This is a genomic window from Streptococcus sp. sy018 (assembly GCF_007859185.1).
Taxonomy (GTDB): Bacteria; Bacillota; Bacilli; order Lactobacillales; family Streptococcaceae; genus Streptococcus.
In genome coordinates this window covers 80,205-97,823 of the sequence record NZ_VOHN01000002.1, presented here as the reverse complement: position 1 = coordinate 97,823, position 17,619 = coordinate 80,205, and the positions used below count along the sequence as shown (strand labels likewise).

Genomic DNA, 17,619 nt, shown 5'->3' with positions numbered 1-17,619 from the left:
GGAAAAGAAGATGAGAATTAACAAATATATGGCCCATGCCGGAGTGAGCAGTCGCCGTAAGGCAGAAGAATTGATTAAAAAGGGGTTGGTAACGCTCAATGGTCAAGTGATTACTGACTTAGCTACTCAAGTCAAATCTGGAGATGTCGTAGAAGTGAGTGGTAGCCCCATTTATAACGAAGAAAAGGTGTACTACCTGCTCAATAAACCTCGTGGAGTCATTTCCAGTGTGTCAGATGACAAGGGCAGACAAACCGTGATTGATTTACTCCCTCAAGTCAAGGAGCGTATCTACCCTGTTGGTCGTTTGGATTGGGATACGACAGGTCTTTTGATCTTGACCAATGACGGTGATTTTACTGATAAGATGATTCATCCTCGCAATGAGATTGACAAAGTCTATGTGGCTCGCCTAAAGGGTATTGCAACCAAGGACAATTTACGTCCCCTAACTCGTGGTGTGGTAATTGACGGTAAAAAAACCAAGCCAGCTCGTTATTCAATCATTAAGGTTGATCCTGAAAAAAATCGTTCCGTTGTTGAATTGATTATCCATGAAGGGCGTCATCATCAGGTTAAAAAGATGTTTGAAAGTGTAGGGCTTTTGGTTGATAAATTGTCACGAACACGCTTTGGAACGCTTGATTTGACTGGCTTACGCCCAGGTCAATCTCGCCGTTTGAATAAAAAAGAAATCAGCCAGCTACATAATGCAGCCATCAACAAGGTCAAATGAAGTCGCTAATCATTTATATGGTTAGGTCGTATCAGCGTTTGATTTCGCCCTTGTTTCCACCCTCATGTGTCTATCGTCCAACGTGTTCTGCCTATATGATTGAAGCAGTTGAGCGTCATGGTATCAAGGGTCTTGTCATGGGCTTGGTAAGGATTTGCCGCTGCCATCCCTTTGTCAAAGGTGGCTGGGATCCTGTGCCAGATAAGTTTTCACTGAGAGCCAATCAAACAGAATCAGATGGTGAGTTGTAGAAGTTTTTCTGATGAAAGGAGTAAGCATGTTTATCAAAGCTGATGGGTTTATTTACCCTTATGAAGAAAAAGTCGGTGGCTTTTTAGCGATTGAAAATGGTCGATTTGGTCAGTGGCAAGAGCAGGTGCCAGAAGAGGCTGAGATTTTAGATTATAGTGGCTATGTGATTGCTCCTGGTTTGTTTGATACCCATATTCATGGGTATGCAGGAGCCGATGTCATGGATTGTCAACTAGAGAGTTTAGAACGTATGAGTCAGTCCTTGTTAGAAACAGGGGTGACCAGCTTTTTACCAACTGCTCTAACGGCTGATTTTGACACTTTGAACAAGGTTTGTCAGTTGGTAGTGACAGCCAAAGATACCGTTCAGGGCAGTAAAATTCAAGGGCTTTATTTTGAAGGACCTTATTTTACCGAAACGTATAAGGGAGCACAAAATCCTAGTTACATGCGAAATCCAAGTATTGCTGAATTGGATCAGTGGTTGGCGAGTTCACAAGGGCTTTTGTCCAAAATAGCCCTAGCTCCTGAACGTGAAGGAACAGTCGAATTTGTCAAATATGCGACAGAACAAGGTGTGACAGTAGCCTTGGGGCATTCTGACTCTACCTATGACGAGGCAGAAAAAGCCGTAGAGGCAGGAGCTTCTATCTGGGTTCATGCTTATAATGGCATGAGAGGACTCAACCATCGTGAACTAGGCATGTTAGGAGCTGTTTATCATCTGCCAAATACTTATGCCGAGCTAATCTGTGACGGTCATCATGTTCATCCTAAGGCTTGTGATTTGTTGATGCAACAAAAAGGCTATGATGGTGTGGCTTTGATTACGGACTGTATGAGTGCAGGTGGTATGGCAGACGGTGACTACATGCTAGGCGAGTTCCCTGTTCGTGTTGAAGCTGGGACGGCTAGATTAAAGGATGGTGGTAATTTGGCTGGCTCTATCTTGCAACTCAAAGATGCTGTCAAACATGTGGTTGAGTGGGGTTTGGCAGACGTGGTGACAGCTATTCGCATGGCTAGCTACGTTCCAGCTAAATCCTTGAACTTGCTAGATGAGTGCGGTCAAATCAAAGCCGGTTTGCCTGCTGATTTTATCGTCTTAAACAAGGAAATGACCTTGCAAGCAACTTATCTCAATGGTCAAAAAGTTTGGTCACAAGATAAGTAAGATTAGACAGGCCAATCAATTTATGATAAGATAAAAGGTGTTGAAAGAGATTTTATTGAACCCTCAAAGCGAGTCTAGGTTGGTGGAAGCTAGACAGGAGACCAATAAATGGTGGCGATTCAATGCTTTAATCAATACAAATGAAGTCATAAAATAGGGTGGAACCGCGTTGCTACGCCCCTGTTATCAACAGGGGCTAGTGCGTGGTTTTTCTTGTCTAATAACGGTCTTTGTTTACTAAGTTGATGTCAACGAGCTATCGCCACCACATTAAAGCAATAGAAAGAGGAAACTATGTCTAAAAAATTAACCTTTCAAGAGATTATCTTGACCTTACAACAATTTTGGAATGACCAAGGCTGTCTGCTCATGCAAGCTTATGATAATGAAAAAGGAGCCGGAACCATGAGTCCATACACCTTTTTGCGTGCGATTGGACCTGAGCCTTGGAATGCAGCTTACGTAGAGCCAAGTCGTCGCCCAGCCGATGGTCGCTATGGTGAAAACCCAAACCGTTTGTATCAACACCATCAATTCCAAGTGGTTATGAAACCAAGTCCAAGCAATATCCAAGAGCTTTACTTGGAAAGTTTGGAGTTGTTGGGAATCAATCCTTTAGAACACGATATTCGTTTTGTTGAGGACAACTGGGAAAATCCATCAACAGGTTCTGCTGGTCTAGGTTGGGAAGTTTGGCTTGATGGTATGGAAATTACTCAATTTACTTACTTCCAACAGGTTGGTGGTTTGGAAACAGGGCCAGTCACTGCTGAGGTGACCTATGGCTTGGAGCGTCTAGCGTCTTACATTCAAGAAGTGGAGTCTGTCTATGACATTGAGTGGGCAGATGGCGTGAAATATGGTGAAATCTTCATTCAACCAGAGTATGAGCATTCAAAATATAGCTTTGAATTGAGTGACCAAGACATGCTTCTATCTAATTTTGAAAAATTTGAGCAAGAAGCTAAGAACTGTCTGGCTGAAAACTTGGTGCATCCAGCCTATGATTATGTCTTGAAATGTTCGCACACCTTCAACCTTTTAGATGCCAGAGGAGCCGTATCAGTAACAGAACGTGCTGGCTATATCGCCCGCATTCGTAACCTAGCCCGCAACGTAGCCAAAACCTTTGTTGCAGAACGCAAACGCCTAGGCTATCCTTTACTAGATGACGAAACACGTCAAGCACTGTTAGCAGAGGAGAAATAACATGGTAAAAAATTTATTAGTAGAAATTGGCTTGGAAGAGTTGCCAGCTTATGTGGTAACGCCAAGTATGGAACAACTTGAAAATCGCATGGCGACTTTTCTAACAGATAACCGTTTGACATTTGATAAGATTGAACCTTTTTCAACGCCTCGTCGCTTAGCAGTTCGTGTTGTCGGTTTGGCAGATGAACAAAGTGATTTGACAGAAGATTTTAAGGGGCCTGCGAAAAAGATTGCCCTTGATGCGTCTGGTCATTTTACCAAGGCAGCCGAAGGCTTTGTGCGTGGTAAGGGCTTGACCATAGACGATATTCGTTTTGAAACCATCAAGGGAGAAGACTACGTCTATGTGACAAAGACCGAAAAAGGTCAGCCTGTTGAGCAGGTGTTGGCAGAACTCCCTAAGGTGTTGGAGAGTTTGAGTTTCCCTGTCAGCATGGCTTGGGCATCTAATTCTTTCAAGTACATTCGTCCAGTTCACACCTTGACGGTGCTTTTGGACGACAAAGCCTTGGATTTAGATTTCTTTGACATCAAGAGTGGTCGAGTGAGTCGTGGTCATCGCTTCCTTGGCCATGACGTAGAAATTCCAACTAGTGATCGTTATGAAGACACCTTGCGTTCGGTTTTTGTTATTGCAAGTCCACTTGAGCGTCAGCAAATGATTCTTGATCAAATCAAAGTCCTAGAAGAAAAACACGACATTCAAGTTGACGTTGATGAAGACCTTCTAAACGAAGTGCTAAACTTGGTTGAATACCCAACAGCCTTTATAGGACAATTTGATGAAAAATATCTAGACGTTCCAGAAGAAGTTCTAGTCACTTCAATGAAAAATCACCAACGTTACTTTGTCGTGCGTGATAAAAAAGGCCAACTCTTGCCAGCCTTTATCTCAGTTCGTAATGGTAATGCTGAACATCTTGAAAATGTCATTAAGGGTAACCAAAAAGTGCTTCTAGCTCGCTTGGAAGATGCTGAGTTTTTCTGGCGTGAAGATCAAAAACTTTCGATTGCCGATTTAGTGGAAAAATTAGATAAGGTAACCTTCCATGAAAAGATTGGTTCTCTGGCAGAGCACATGAAACGCACAGGCTTGATTGCGGATAAGTTGGCTATTGAATTGGGCTTGTCTGAAACAGATAAAAGCAAGTTAGAGCGAGCAGCAGCCATTTATAAATTTGACTTGATGACTGGCATGGTGGGTGAATTTGACGAACTTCAAGGCTTGATGGGGGAAAAATATGCCCTACTTGCAGGTGAAGATAAGGCTGTTGCCCAAGCCATTCGTGAGCATTATTTGCCAACAAGTAGTGATGGCGAATTACCAGCTAGCCAGCTTGGAGCGATTTTAGCCGTGGCTGATAAATTGGATACCCTGTTGTCATTCTTTAGTGTGGGCTTGATTCCAAGTGGGTCAAATGACCCCTATGCTCTTCGCCGTGCGACACAAGGTTTGGTTAAGATTCTCGATCAAGAAGAGTGGAAACTTGATTTGGCAGAGTTTGTCAATAACCTGTATCAAAACACGTTCTCACCCCAGACTTATGCGAATAAAGACGACGTTATGAGCTTTATCAAAGCCCGTTTGGATAGGTTGATGGCAGATGAGGGTATTACAAAAGATATTCGTGAAGCTGTTCTTGCTAGTTCAAGTCTGATTGTGAGCAATCTTTTTGCAACCGCTAAAGCCTTGCTTGCAAAATCAGAACAAACTGACTACAAGGCAGCCGTAGAAAGTTTAGCTCGTGTCTTTAATTTGGCAGAAAAAGCAGAAGGTCAAACGGTTGAGCCAGCATTATTTGAAAATGAGGCAGAAAAAGCACTTTATCAAGCGATTCAAGACCTACAATTAACTGACGATGTCGCAGCTAATCTAGACCAGTTATTTGGCCTGAGTCCTGTCATTACTAAGTTCTTCGATCAAACCATGGTTATGGTTGATGATGAAGCTATCAAAAACAATCGTTTGAACTTATTGGCTAGTCTAGCCAGTTACGCTTGCCAAATGGCAGCCTTTAACCAACTAAATACAAAGTAGGAGAAAAGATGGAACAAGCAAAAATTGATCGCATCAATGAACTAGCCCGTAAGAAGAAAGCAGAAGGTTTGACTGAGGCAGAATTGGCTGAACAAAAAGTCTTGCGTGAGGAGTATATCGAGGGCTATCGTCGAGCCGTCCGTCATCATATCGAAGGGATTAAGATTGTTGATGAAGAAGGCAATGACTTGACCCCAGAAAAATTAAAACAAATTCAACGTGAAAAAGGCCTACATGGTCGTTCGCTTGATGATAAAGACTAAGACTTATCATAAAACTAGGTTGGGGAATCAATCTAGTTTTATTGTGGTCAAATTTCTTGACAGGTTTTTGAAGATAGCATAGAATAATTAAGTAATAAAAAAGGAGATAAAGTTATTATGAAAAAACTTTTAGTCGCGGCAGTGGTCGCTATCTTGGCTCTACTAGGCCTTTCTACTTGTGCAGGTTCATTTTTGAACGGTAGCAATAACAACACGGCAACTACTTCTTCAAGTAGTTCAGCAAGTTCATCAGAAGCATCAACTTCATCAGACAAGTCTGCTTCATCAACAACGTCATCATCTTCGTCTGATAAGACAGCCTCATCATCAACTGATGCGTCAGCAAGCACGGCAACAGAAACTTTGACTAAAGACACAGCTTTTGCAGCAGCCTTAGCAGCAGCCGGCATTTCTGAAGCAGATGCAGTTTTGACTTCAGTTGAAAAAGAAGTTGAAAACGGTGTGAATGTCTTTAAAGTGGATTTCACAAGTGCTGGTCAAGAGTATGAGTACACGTTGAATGCTGAAACAGGAGAAGTGATTGAAAATGCTTCTGAGATGGTTGATTCAGAAGACGCATCAACATCTACAGCGACAGTATCTTCAGCAGATCAAGATAAACTTGTAGCAGCAGCTTTGGCTGACGCAGGTATTACTGAAGCAGATGCAGAAGTTGTTGGTAGCGAGTTAGAAACTGAAGATGGTGTTCAACAATTTGACGTTGACTTTGTTAGCAATGGCACACGTTACCACTATATTCTAAATGCAGAAACAAAAGAAGTTATTGAAACTGAAGCTAGCCCAGCTGAATAAGTCACTAACTTTTCAATACCAGTTCGCTAAAGGCGACTGGTATTTTTCTTTTGATTTATTAAATAACTAAAATATGATAAAATAGAATTATGATAAAAGATTTTCATCATGTAACCGTATTACTACATGAAACGGTTGATCAGTTAGAGATTAAACCAAATGGGATTTATGTTGACGCGACCTTAGGGGGAGCAGGACATAGTGAGTATTTACTGTCACAATTGGGCGATCAAGGTCACCTTTATTGTTTTGATCAGGATCAAACAGCTATTGATCATGCTCAGGTGAGATTAAAAAAATTTGTTGAGCGTGGTCAGGTGACTTTTATTAAGGACAATTTTAGGCATTTGTCAAGTCGTCTTGCCCAACATGGTATCAATGAAATTGATGGAATCATCTATGATTTAGGTGTTTCCAGTCCTCAGCTTGACCAAGGTGAGCGTGGTTTTTCTTATAAACAGGAAGCTCCTTTGGATATGCGGATGAATCAAGATGCAACCTTAACAGCCTATGAGGTAGTCAATGCTTATGACTACCATGATTTAGTGCGGATTTTTTTCCGTTATGGTGAAGATAAATTTTCTAAACAGGTAGCTAGAAAAATAGAACAGGCTCGTCAAGAAGCACCGATTGAAACAACGACTCAGCTTGCTGAATTGATTAAGGCGGCGAAACCTGCTAAAGAGCTTAAGAAAAAGGGACATCCAGCTAAACAAATTTTTCAGGCTATTCGTATTGAGGTAAATGATGAATTGGGAGCTGCAGAAGATTCCTTGCAGCAGGCCTTGGACTTGCTAGCAGTCGGTGGACGTATTTCAGTGATCACCTTTCATTCCTTGGAAGATCGCTTGACTAAGCAACTGTTTAAAGAAGTTAGTCGTCTTGATATTCCAAAAGGGTTACCTTTTATCCCTGATGAATTACAGGCTCAGTATCAACTGATTACAAGAAAACCGATTTTGCCAAGTCAAACCGAGTTGACAGATAATAATCGTGCTCATTCGGCAAAATTACGTGTGATTGAGAGAATTAGGAAAGACATATGACCAGAGAGAAACGGCAGGAAGCCTTGTCACAAGCAGTACAGGCTCATATCCGTACCCTATCAAGAATAGAAAAGGCTTTTTATGCATCAATTGTATTGACAGCAGTGATGATGGCAATTAGCATTGTCTATCTTCAAAGTCGGATGCTACAATTGCAGCAGGAAGTAACAATTTTGAATAATCAAATTAGCGAAAAAGAAACTGAGCTGAATGACGCTAAACAAGAAGTTAATGAGCTTAATCGTTTTGATCGCATTTCAAAGATTGCGACAGAGGCTGGTTTGAGTATCCAGCATGATAATATTGGTAAGGTGGAGTAGGCATGAAAGAGTTACGAAATCTTTTTTTGCGTTATGTCGTAACAGATAGAAAAACGCCAGAAGAAAACCGTGTTCATGTTGGGCAAAACCTGATGTTGTTAGCCATTTTCATGTTCTTTATCTTCATTATCAATTTTGTCGTAATTATTGGAACCGATAAAAAATTTGGAGTAGATTTATCAGAAGGGGCGAAGCAGGTTTATCAGCGAACCCAGACAGTTGCTGCTAAGCGTGGGACTATTTATGACCGTAATGGTAATGTGATTGCAGAGGATTCAACTACTTATACGGTGTATGCCATTCTTGATCAAAACTATGTAACAGCTAGTGGCGAAGAATTATTTATTAAATCTAGTCAGTATGACAAAGTGGCTGAGATTTTCAAAAAGCATTTGAAATTGGAAAAGGATTATGTCCTTAAACAACTCAATCAAGAAGGTCTGGTTCAAGTTTATTTTGGTATTAAGGGGTCTAATCTGACTTATAGCACCATGAGTAGTATCAAAAAAGCTGCAGAAGCCGCTGATATTAAGGGGCTTTCTTTTGAAACCAGTACCAGTAGGATGTATCCTAACGGAACCTTTGCCTCTCAGTTTATCGGCTTAGCTCAAACTCAAGAAGATGATAATGGTAATAAAAAATTAGTCGGAACAACTGGTCTTGAAGCTGCTTTCAATGATATTTTGTCAGGTACAGACGGTCAAATTACTTATCAAAAAGATAAAAATGGCAATACCTTACTAGGAACAGGTGTTCAAGTGAGTAAGGCCATAGACGGTCGAGATGTTTACACGACAATTTCAGAGCCAATTCAACGCTATCTAGAAACACAGATGGATGTTTTTCAATCCAAGGCACAAGGGGTGGAAGCCAGTGCGACATTGGTTCATGCTAAGACAGGTGAGATTTTAGCAACGACCCAGCGACCAACCTTTAATGCGGATACTAAAGAGGGTTTAACTGAGGACTTTACTTGGCGTAGTTCCCTTTATCAAACCAACTATGAGCCGGGTTCGACCATGAAAGTCATGACCCTAGCTTCAGCTATTGATGCCGGTGTCTTTAATCCAAATGAAATTTATGACAATACCAAATTGACCATTATTGATGCAACTATTCAAGATTGGTCAATCAATGACGGAACATCAACAGGGGGCTACATGTCCTTTGCTCAAGGATTTGCTTACTCTAGTAACGTCGGTATGGCTCTTCTTGAGCAAAAAATGGGTGACGATCAGTGGCTTAATTACTTAGCTAAATTCCGCTTTGGTTTCCCAACACGTTTTGGAATGGGGAGCGAGGCAACAGGTCTTTTGCCATCAGATAACATTGTTAGTATTGCCATGAGTTCTTTTGGTCAAGGGATTGCCGTTACCCAAACTCAGATGTTAAGAGCTTTTACGGCAATTTCTAACGATGGAATCATGCTAGAGCCACAGTTTATTAGCAAAATCTATGATCCAAACACGAAAACCACACGAACAGCACAAAAAGAAGTTGTGGGTAATCCAGTTTCTGAAACAGCAGCCAAGCAAACTCGTGATTACATGGTAACGGTTGGTACTGATCCAGATTTTGGTACGCTTTATTCAAAATCAGAAGGTCCGATTATCCAAGTTGGCAATCAATCCGTTGCCGTTAAGTCTGGGACGGCTGAGATTGCAGCAGAAGATGGTTCGGGTTACTTGACTGGAGCCACAGATTATATTTATTCGGTGGTGGCCATGGTTCCGTCTGATAATCCAGATTTTGTCATGTATGTGACCCTTCAACAACCAAAAGAATGGTCAGGTCTTTTCTGGCGTGATGTGATCAATCCAGTCTTAGAAGAAGCAGTGTTGATGAAAGATACCATTTTGGAGGCTGTGCCAAACGGTAAGAAAAATCAAACACCTTATAAACTAGGTGAAATTATCGGTAAAAATCCCGGTGATACAGCGGATGAACTACGTCGTAATTTAGTTCAACCAATCGTCTTAGGGACAGGTAGTAAAATTAACAAGGTATCTACCAAAATTGGTAATAATCTTAATGAAAATCAACAAATTTTACTGTTGACGAGTAATTTAGAAAATCTCCCAGACATGTATGGTTGGACGCGACAAAACGTGGAAGTCTTTGCCAAATGGTTGAATCTTGAAATCACTTATAAAGGTAGTCAATCTGCCTCAGCTCGAGTGACCAAGCAAAGTGTCAATCCAGGTGAGTTGATAAGTAAGGTTAAAAAAATAACAATAAGGTTAGGAGAATAACATGTTAGTAAGCCTAATGGCAGGAGGATTAACCTTCGTTTTGACAGTGGTAGCCATGCCACATTTTATGGCTTTTTTCCAAAAGAAAAAAATTGCAGGCCAACAGATGCATGAGGATGTCAAACAACATATAGCTAAGGCGGGTACTCCAACAATGGGAGGCTTAGTATTTTTAACAGCAACGGTTCTAGTTAGTTTGTTCTTTACACTTTTTTTCAATCAAGGGACAAATTTAGCTAAGCCTTTAGCCATTTTACTGGTCGTTGTTATTTATGGCATTGTTGGTTTTTTGGATGATTTCCTAAAAATCTTCAAGAAAATCAATGAGGGTCTGACTCCTAGACAAAAGATGCTGGCTCAGATTTTAGCTGGTTTACTATTTTATATTGTTTATGTTCGTCCAAGTGGTGCTGATTCGCTCAATTTCTTCGGTTGGGAACTAGATTTGGGTATTCTTTATCTAGCCTTTGTCCTTTTTTGGATTGTCGGATTTTCTAATGCTGTCAATTTGACAGATGGTTTGGATGGTCTAGCTTCTATTTCAGTTGTCATTAGTTTAGCTGCCTATGGTATCATTGCTATGATACAAAAACAATATGATGTTTTACTGTTGATTCTTAGTACCATTGGTGGCCTACTTGGTTTCTTCCTTTACAATAAAAAACCCGCCAAAATTTTTATGGGAGATGTTGGTAGTTTAGCCCTAGGTGCTCTGTTGGCGACTATTTCTATTGCTCTTGATCAAGAATGGACGTTGCTTTTGATTGGTTTCGTTTACGTTTGTGAAACAAGTTCAGTGATGTTACAAGTGGCTTACTTCAAATACACTAAGAAAAAATATGGTCAAGGTCGTCGTATCTTCCGTATGACTCCCCTACATCATCACTTTGAGTTAGGTGGTTTTTCTGGTAAAGGACAACCATGGAGTGAATGGAAAGTAGATGCTTTCTTTTGGTCAGTTGGTTTGTTGATGAGCATGCTAACCCTAATGATTTTATACGGTTTTAACTAAGTCGCATAAAGAAAAAGCTAAGAAAGAGTTCTTAGCTTTTTGTCTGTTAAAAAACGTTTTTAAATAAATTAAAAAGCCCAATGTCATGGGCTTTTTAGTTGGATAAATCTTAATAAAATAGGTGTATAAAGGCGGTAGACGGATTTGAACCGACGATCAAGCTTTTGCAGAGCCGTGCCTTACCACTTGGCTATACCGCCACAACAACTATTATTCTACCGTAAAAATATGATGCTGTCAAGTCACAGAAAAGAATTTTTCAACAAGCTATGAAACCTGTTCTTAAATTGTAAAAATATGAAAATTTTATTATAATATTGAAGTATGACTTATGCTTGCAGGTGAAAGTCCTGCCGAGGTTAGAGAAAGGATAGGGCGAAAGCCATTATGACTTCAGTTGTTGTTGTAGGAACTCAATGGGGAGATGAAGGTAAGGGAAAAATTACCGACTTTTTATCACAAGATGCAGAAGTGATTGCACGCTATCAAGGTGGAGATAATGCTGGTCACACCATTGTTATTGACGGAAAAAAATTCAAGTTACACCTGATTCCATCTGGGATTTTCTTTGCAGACAAGATTTCGATTATTGGAAACGGGATGGTTGTTAATCCCAAGTCCTTGGTGCGAGAATTGAAGTATTTACACAATGAGGGTGTTTCAACGAACAATTTGCGTATCTCTGATCGTGCCCATGTGATTCTACCTTATCATATTAAGTTAGATGAGTTGCAAGAGGCTGCCAAGGGGGCTAATAAGATTGGAACGACCAATAAGGGAATTGGCCCAGCTTATATGGACAAGGCTGCGCGTGTCGGTATTCGAATCGCAGATCTTTTGGATAGGGATATTTTTGCAGAACGATTGAAGATCAATCTAAGTGAAAAAAATCGTCTATTTGAAAAGATGTACGATGACAAAGTCATTGATTTTGAAGAGATTTTTGAAGAATATTATCAGTATGGACAGGAAATCAAACAATATGTAACCGATACCTCTGTTATTTTGAATGATGCTTTGGATCATGGTAAACGAGTGCTCTTTGAGGGCGCACAGGGGGTCATGCTAGACATTGATCAGGGTACCTATCCTTTTGTGACGTCATCTAACCCTGTGGCAGGTGGAGTAACCATTGGATCAGGAGTTGGGCCAAGTAAAATCAATAAAGTAGTCGGTGTTTGTAAAGCCTATACTAGCCGTGTTGGTGATGGTCCTTTCCCAACAGAACTTTTTGATGCGACTGGCGAGCGAATTCGAGAAATTGGCCATGAATATGGCACAACCACAGGTCGTCCACGTCGTGTAGGCTGGTTTGATTCAGTGGTAATGCGTCATAGTCGTCGTGTTTCAGGGATTACTAACCTCTGCTTGAATTCTATTGATGTGCTATCCGGACTTGATACTGTTAAAATTTGTGTAGCCTATGATTTGGATGGCGAACGAATTGATTATTACCCAGCTAGTCTAGAAAAATTAAAACGTTGTCAGCCGATTTATGAAGAATTACCAGGTTGGCAAGAGGATATTACAGGTGTTCGTCGTCTAGAAGATTTACCAGAAAATGCTCGTAATTATGTTCGTCGTATTGGTGAATTAGTAGGCGTTCGTATTTCTACCTTCTCCGTTGGTCCAGATCGAGATCAGACCAATATCTTAGAGAGTGTTTGGAGTGTCTAACAAAAAATCAAATTGGAAAGTTCCAATTTGATTTTTTAAGTTCTATGGAAATTGTGAATAATTTGAACCAAAATATAATAAATTTCAGGAAAGGATAAATTAAAAATTAGATTTTATCTGTTTTTGATGGCTCTATTATTTTAAAACAATACTTATTTTTCTAATTCTGAAATAAATGCTCCAATTTGTCTAACAATCTCCGTTACAAGAGCATTCCCCATGAAGAACATGCGCATTTTATCTGAGACTTCAACAATGCTACCATCAGAGAGTTTTTTCTTAGCTGTCCAATTATCTGGGAAATCTTGTAATCGTTCTGCTTCAACAGGTGTTATTAATCGATATTTTCCTTTCACATTTAAAAAGTGTGTAGAGCGGTTCACGGTTCCCTCAGATGTTAGCATAGTGCGTCCTGGGAGATTCAAGTCATCTACTGGGGACATACCGCCTTCTGAGTAAATGTAAGTATGGCCATCAGCAGAAGTTCTTTCAATACGTTTTGAACTACGCAGATACTGAAATTTTTCAAGTTTAGCTTGGTCAGTTACATAGTATTTTTTTGGAATATCCATTTCATCTTGTAAAATTTGACCTAGTGTGATCGGCTGTCCAATATAATCTGATTTAGTGTCAATTGAGTAGTATTTTCCGTGTCTCATGACGCCTGTATTCCATACTGTACCTGTAAAATTATCTGAAACTTCTATAATATCATCTGAAAGCTCATAATAGACTTGGCGTTTCTTGACAGGGACTTGTTTGATTGGAAATTGACTTGCAAAAAGTCCTGTTTTAAAGATGTAATCATCATATTTATTTTCTTCAAAAACGGGATTTTGATTTTCAAATTTTGAATCTACTTGTGTAGCAAAATCAGTATCATTATGATAGACGAAAAAGAAAACACGTCTTCTACGTTGACTTCTACCATATTCAGCAGCATTGATAACACGCCATTCAACGGAATACCCTAGTTGGTTGAAAGCTGTTAACATGATAGCAAAATCACGCCCACGTTGTTTTGATGGAGCTTTAAGTAGACGATCGACATTTTCTAAAATCAAATATTTTGGTTTAATGATGCGAGTTGCACGAATAATCTCCCAAAAGAGAACGCCTTTTTTACCTTCAATACCTTGTTCATTTTTTTTAGAACGAGCAACTGAATAATCTTGACATGGAAATCCACCAACAATCATGTCTGCATCCATTGAAGCGAATTTTTCGTCTGTAATGTCTGAAATACTAATATTGATATTATCACTATCAGGAAAATGATAATTATAAACTTCAAAGGCATCTTGAGATTTTCTAGAGGGCTCCCATTGATTAGCCCATTTTGTTTGAAATAATTCTTTATCTGAGTTTTCGAGTCCTATACGGAACCCTCCTACACCAGCAAATAATTCTAAGACTTTCATATATTCCTCTATCTTTTTATGTACTTTTTACTATTATACCTAAAATTTTCTTATTGATCAAGATTTGAATTTGATATAATAAATAGAAAATGTTTAGAAAAGAGATTACAATGGAAAAACAATTATATGATTATGATGAGAATAATATTGATAGTGTTATAAATTATTCTCAAGTTCTTTTGGGGAAGAAATTTGAACAGATTATTGAAGAATATCAGAAAACCCCATATAAAACTTATGAGGATTTTCAAAATAAGACAGTTTCAAATATTCTTGATAAGAAGATTAGTATGAAATCTAAAGGGCAATATGGAAATTATATTGAAAAATATTTTTATGGTTATCTTCCAAACAGTGATTCAGAAGCTGATTTTCAAAAAATTGGTGTAGAATTAAAAGTAACTCCTTTTAAAGTTAATAAAAATGGTTCTATTAGTGCTAAGGAAAGATTAGTTCTAACGATTTTAAATTATATGGATGAAAATCTTGACGATTTTTATGGCACTCATTTATGGAAAAAATGCTCAAAAATTTTATTACTTTTTTATAACGGTTTAATTCCTAATCAGACTATGGCTGATTATATGATTGAAAAAGTATTTCTTTTTGAATGGTTTGCCGAAGATATGCAAGTGATTTTAGAGGATTATGAACGTATCACTGCTAAAATAAAGCAAGGAAAAGCTCATGAATTATCTGAATCTGATGGAAATTATCTTTCAACGTGTACAAAAGGAGCAGGTAAAGGAAGAGATTTTCGTGAGCAACCATTTAGTAACGAACTAGCTAAACAACGAGCATGGGAATTGAAATCTAGCTACATGACTTATTTGATTAATAATAGAATTTTTAATCAAAAAGAACAAGAAAGTGTTGTAGCTACTGTTAAGAATAATAAACAAAGTTTTACTGAAATTATCACCCAAAAGATTTTACAATATCAAGGAATGACGGAAAAAGAGCTTTATGAAAAATTTGATGTTAATCCAAAAGCAAAAGGAAAAAATAATATCCTAATTCGAAAAATGATTGGATTAACAGGTGATGTTGATAAAACTCAAGAATTTCAAAAAGCTAATATGAATATGCGTGTGATTCGTGTGAATAAAGAAGGTTTGCCAAAAGAGGACTCTCCATTTAAGACTTATAATTTTAAAGAATTAGTTTCTAATGATATTTGGGAAGAATCACAACCATATTTAGAAATTTGTAATAAACGTTTTCTTTTTGTTGTCTTTAAAGAAATTTCACCCAAGGTGTTTGTCTTAGATCGAATAAAATTTTGGGGTTTTCCTGATAGACAAATAAATGAAGTTAAACGAGTTTGGCAAGAAACACGTCAGATTTTAATAGATGGTGTTCAATTAACTCAAAAAGGAAATAAAGTTTCAACTAACTTTCCCCAAAGTAAAGTAAATAAGGTAGTATTTACTAAAATCCATGCTCAAAATACATTATATGAGTTAGAACAAGGCAAGTTTGTTGGTAAAGGTAAAATTTCAGATACCGATATTTTACCGAACCAAAGACGGATTACCAAACATTCATTTTGGCTACCTAAGAAATTTTTGAAAGAGGTTCTAGATGGCAAGTGGGACTAATTTTATATGTTTATGAATAAAAGAAACTCCTATAAAATATTGATTTCATAGGAGTTTTTTTTATTCAATTATTTAACTTCTGTAAAGGTTAGAAATCTTATTTTAGCGTGCTAGAAATGTTGATATATCAGTATTTTTAATTTTTTTACTAAGAAAATGTAGTCAAAAATGTAGTCATAAAATCAACTTGTAAGTCTAGCAATTTCTTGAAGATAAATATCAACTGCTTCAGCCTTCTTTTTAGGAGCTAGTTCAGCATAGGTATCCATTGTAGTTTTGATTGACTTATGTCCCATTCTTGTTTGAAGTTCTTTCCAATTTGCACCAGCATTTAGCATTAAAGAAGCGTGTGTGTGTCGGAAAAGGTGAAAACCATAATTTGGTAACCCTAACTCACTTAAACGCTTTTTCAGAGTTGCTCGTTCATTTCTATCACACATATAGTTACCATAGATAGTTGGAAAAATCAAATCAACACAAGGTAAATTATGTTCTTTGAAGTAATTGCTCATTTCATTGTAAAAAGTTTGTAAATCTATAAGAATTTGTCGAGGAACAGCAACTCGACGATTTCCTGAATCAGTTTTAGCACTATTTTTACAAATCATTTCCCCTTTAATACCGAGTTTTCGATTTCCTGCTCGCCACATGAGAGTTTTATTAACGATAATTTCATTTGTTTCAAAGTCTAAATCGTGAATAGTTAGAGCGAGAAGTTCGTTAATACGTAGTGCTGAAGCTAAGAGTGTATCACAAATAATTCTGAAACGCCTATTAGTTCGCGTGTCTGGTAGATCGTTTAAAAAATTAAGCCATCTTGATAATTCCTGTTCATGTAAGACTCGTACCCGTTCTTTAGATGACTTTGGTTTTGGTGGAATTTTGATTGTTCTTACAGGATTATGAGAAAGTTCAAAGTTGGTTATACCAAAATCAAAAATATCACTCATCTTATGAATAACTGCTCCAAAGTCCTTGGCGTGCCCCTTTTTTGATTTTTTTACTCCAGATTCAACTGATTTTTTTGATTGTTGAGCGAGTTTATTGACCCATAGTTGAATATCAGCAGATTTGATGGCATCAGGTCTGTATTCTCCAAATTTAGGGATGATATAAGTGTCAAGATAGCTTCTAACACGATTGATAGTATTTTGAGAAGAAACCCAAGTGACGAAACTAATAAACCACGCTTCAGCCAGTTCTTCAAAATTATTGATGACTACTGTTTCTTTTAATGTTGACCCTTTTGCTTCAAAATCCAATCTAGCTTGGATAATTTTTCGGTCAAGACTTCTTAAAGTTTTGGCAGTGAGAGATGATGTCACCTTTTTATTTGTTTTCACATCAATTCCTATATAAACGCCTCTTTGAGTGTAGCTTACAGAACCGTTGTTTTTAGTTGTCTTGATAATCTTACGATTGTTATGGATGATAATTTCTTTTTTCACGTTAGCCTTCTTTATCGGATATATAAAAGGCTAAAATAAGACCTTCACATTTCTTTTAATGTGATAGTTTTATTTTAGCATATTTTAGATTAAGGAGTTAAATAATTGATCACATCTTCCATTTTATAATAGACAGTTCGGGTGTTTTCAATGGGAGGTTCTAGTCGTCTAAGACCTGTATTTTCCCATGATTTTAGTGTGTTCGGGGAGATATTGAGAATTTTTAATAATTCCTTTTGAGTAACCAGTCCATTGCTTTTTAATTCTTGTTGTTGAGTTTGTATTAGGGTAATGAGATAATTTAGAAGTTGTTCAATTTGATTTAACTTTATATGTTCGTTAGTTTTTGTCATG

At 38.1% G+C, this 17,619-nt stretch carries 16 protein-coding genes and 1 tRNA gene; 13 read left to right on the top strand and 4 right to left on the bottom strand.

Annotated features, from left to right (window positions below):
- Positions 1 to 10 precede the first annotated feature (10 nt).
- The 11 genes from FRX52_RS02805 to mraY all read left to right on the top strand — a co-directional run bounded on the left by FRX52_RS02805 (position 11) and on the right by mraY (position 11,118).
- The gene (locus FRX52_RS02805; protein WP_146460978.1) at positions 11 to 736 is read left to right on the top strand and encodes a pseudouridine synthase; all 726 of its coding nucleotides are present in this window, start codon (positions 11 to 13) and stop codon (positions 734 to 736) included.
- Positions 733 to 987 (top strand): membrane protein insertion efficiency factor YidD, encoded by a 255-nt coding sequence (gene yidD, locus FRX52_RS02800; protein WP_146538419.1) that lies wholly within the window; start codon positions 733 to 735, stop codon positions 985 to 987. Before FRX52_RS02805 ends, yidD begins: the two co-directional genes overlap by 4 nt.
- Positions 988 to 998: 11 nt before the next feature.
- On the top strand, positions 999 to 2,162 hold the full coding sequence (gene nagA, locus FRX52_RS02795) for an N-acetylglucosamine-6-phosphate deacetylase (RefSeq protein WP_146538418.1): 1,164 nt from the start codon (positions 999 to 1,001) through the stop codon (positions 2,160 to 2,162).
- A gap of 294 nt (positions 2,163 to 2,456) precedes the next feature.
- Positions 2,457 to 3,371, top strand: a complete 915-nt coding sequence (gene glyQ / locus FRX52_RS02790; protein WP_146460984.1) for a glycine--tRNA ligase subunit alpha — start codon at positions 2,457 to 2,459, stop codon at positions 3,369 to 3,371.
- A 1-nt stretch (position 3,372) separates the two neighbouring features.
- Positions 3,373 to 5,412 carry a glycine--tRNA ligase subunit beta gene (glyS, locus tag FRX52_RS02785; RefSeq protein ID WP_146538417.1) on the top strand — a complete coding sequence of 680 codons (2,040 nt, stop codon included), beginning with the start codon at positions 3,373 to 3,375 and terminating at the stop codon, positions 5,410 to 5,412.
- Between the two features lie 8 nt (positions 5,413 to 5,420).
- Positions 5,421 to 5,675, top strand: a complete 255-nt coding sequence (locus tag FRX52_RS02780) for a DUF896 family protein (protein ID WP_146495691.1) — start codon at positions 5,421 to 5,423, stop codon at positions 5,673 to 5,675.
- A 117-nt stretch (positions 5,676 to 5,792) separates the two neighbouring features.
- On the top strand, positions 5,793 to 6,488 hold the full coding sequence (locus tag FRX52_RS02775; protein WP_146495693.1) for a PepSY domain-containing protein: 696 nt from the start codon (positions 5,793 to 5,795) through the stop codon (positions 6,486 to 6,488).
- 89 nt (positions 6,489 to 6,577) lie between these two features.
- Complete coding sequence (gene rsmH, locus FRX52_RS02770; RefSeq protein WP_146538416.1) at positions 6,578 to 7,534, top strand: 16S rRNA (cytosine(1402)-N(4))-methyltransferase RsmH; 957 nt, start codon at positions 6,578 to 6,580, stop codon at positions 7,532 to 7,534.
- Positions 7,531 to 7,854, top strand: a complete 324-nt coding sequence (gene ftsL / locus FRX52_RS02765) for a cell division protein FtsL (protein WP_146495697.1) — start codon at positions 7,531 to 7,533, stop codon at positions 7,852 to 7,854. Before rsmH ends, ftsL begins: the two co-directional genes overlap by 4 nt.
- 2 nt (positions 7,855 to 7,856) lie before the next feature.
- Positions 7,857 to 10,106, top strand: coding sequence for a penicillin-binding protein PBP2X (gene pbp2X, locus FRX52_RS02760; RefSeq protein WP_146538415.1), 2,250 nt, complete (start codon positions 7,857 to 7,859; stop codon positions 10,104 to 10,106).
- 1 nt (position 10,107) lies between these two features.
- A complete protein-coding gene (gene mraY / locus FRX52_RS02755) occupies positions 10,108 to 11,118 on the top strand; it encodes a phospho-N-acetylmuramoyl-pentapeptide-transferase (protein WP_146495700.1) in 1,011 nt (336 codons plus the stop codon).
- Between the two features lie 129 nt (positions 11,119 to 11,247).
- On the opposite strand, the gene FRX52_RS02750 is transcribed toward mraY, so the two are convergent.
- Positions 11,248 to 11,318, bottom strand: a tRNA-Cys gene (locus FRX52_RS02750).
- 187 nt (positions 11,319 to 11,505) lie between these two features.
- On the opposite strand from FRX52_RS02750, the gene FRX52_RS02745 reads away from it, so the two are divergent.
- Positions 11,506 to 12,795 (top strand): adenylosuccinate synthase, encoded by a 1,290-nt coding sequence (locus FRX52_RS02745; protein ID WP_146495702.1) that lies wholly within the window; start codon positions 11,506 to 11,508, stop codon positions 12,793 to 12,795.
- A gap of 152 nt (positions 12,796 to 12,947) precedes the next feature.
- Here FRX52_RS02745 and FRX52_RS02740 read toward each other — a convergent pair whose 3' ends face one another.
- Positions 12,948 to 14,216: a DNA cytosine methyltransferase gene (locus FRX52_RS02740; protein WP_146538414.1), complete on the bottom strand. Its 1,269-nt coding sequence runs from the start codon at positions 14,214 to 14,216 to the stop codon at positions 12,948 to 12,950.
- A gap of 110 nt (positions 14,217 to 14,326) precedes the next feature.
- Here FRX52_RS02740 and FRX52_RS02735 point away from each other — a divergent pair, with 110 nt between their 5' ends.
- Positions 14,327 to 15,817 carry a Sau3AI family type II restriction endonuclease gene (locus tag FRX52_RS02735; RefSeq protein WP_146538413.1) on the top strand — a complete coding sequence of 497 codons (1,491 nt, stop codon included), beginning with the start codon at positions 14,327 to 14,329 and terminating at the stop codon, positions 15,815 to 15,817.
- 182 nt (positions 15,818 to 15,999) lie between these two features.
- On the opposite strand, the gene FRX52_RS02730 is transcribed toward FRX52_RS02735, so the two are convergent.
- Positions 16,000 to 17,265 (bottom strand): site-specific integrase, encoded by a 1,266-nt coding sequence (locus FRX52_RS02730; RefSeq protein ID WP_146495708.1) that lies wholly within the window; start codon positions 17,263 to 17,265, stop codon positions 16,000 to 16,002.
- A gap of 89 nt (positions 17,266 to 17,354) precedes the next feature.
- Positions 17,355 to 17,618, bottom strand: coding sequence for a MerR family transcriptional regulator (locus FRX52_RS02725; protein ID WP_146461004.1), 264 nt, complete (start codon positions 17,616 to 17,618; stop codon positions 17,355 to 17,357).
- Between the last annotated feature and the right edge of the window lies 1 nt (position 17,619).

Coding starts and splice junctions, on each gene's coding strand:
- FRX52_RS02805 (WP_146460978.1), top strand. CDS start 11: ATGAGAATTAACAAATATATGGCCCATGCCGGAGTGAGCAGTCGCCGT.
- yidD (WP_146538419.1), top strand. CDS start 733: ATGAAGTCGCTAATCATTTATATGGTTAGGTCGTATCAGCGTTTGATT.
- nagA (WP_146538418.1), top strand. CDS start 999: ATGAAAGGAGTAAGCATGTTTATCAAAGCTGATGGGTTTATTTACCCT.
- glyQ (WP_146460984.1), top strand. CDS start 2,457: ATGTCTAAAAAATTAACCTTTCAAGAGATTATCTTGACCTTACAACAA.
- glyS (WP_146538417.1), top strand. CDS start 3,373: ATGGTAAAAAATTTATTAGTAGAAATTGGCTTGGAAGAGTTGCCAGCT.
- FRX52_RS02780 (WP_146495691.1), top strand. CDS start 5,421: ATGGAACAAGCAAAAATTGATCGCATCAATGAACTAGCCCGTAAGAAG.
- FRX52_RS02775 (WP_146495693.1), top strand. CDS start 5,793: ATGAAAAAACTTTTAGTCGCGGCAGTGGTCGCTATCTTGGCTCTACTA.
- rsmH (WP_146538416.1), top strand. CDS start 6,578: ATGATAAAAGATTTTCATCATGTAACCGTATTACTACATGAAACGGTT.
- ftsL (WP_146495697.1), top strand. CDS start 7,531: ATGACCAGAGAGAAACGGCAGGAAGCCTTGTCACAAGCAGTACAGGCT.
- pbp2X (WP_146538415.1), top strand. CDS start 7,857: ATGAAAGAGTTACGAAATCTTTTTTTGCGTTATGTCGTAACAGATAGA.
- mraY (WP_146495700.1), top strand. CDS start 10,108: ATGTTAGTAAGCCTAATGGCAGGAGGATTAACCTTCGTTTTGACAGTG.
- FRX52_RS02745 (WP_146495702.1), top strand. CDS start 11,506: ATGACTTCAGTTGTTGTTGTAGGAACTCAATGGGGAGATGAAGGTAAG.
- FRX52_RS02740 (WP_146538414.1), bottom strand. CDS start 14,216: ATGAAAGTCTTAGAATTATTTGCTGGTGTAGGAGGGTTCCGTATAGGA.
- FRX52_RS02735 (WP_146538413.1), top strand. CDS start 14,327: ATGGAAAAACAATTATATGATTATGATGAGAATAATATTGATAGTGTT.
- FRX52_RS02725 (WP_146461004.1), bottom strand. CDS start 17,618: ATGACAAAAACTAACGAACATATAAAGTTAAATCAAATTGAACAACTT.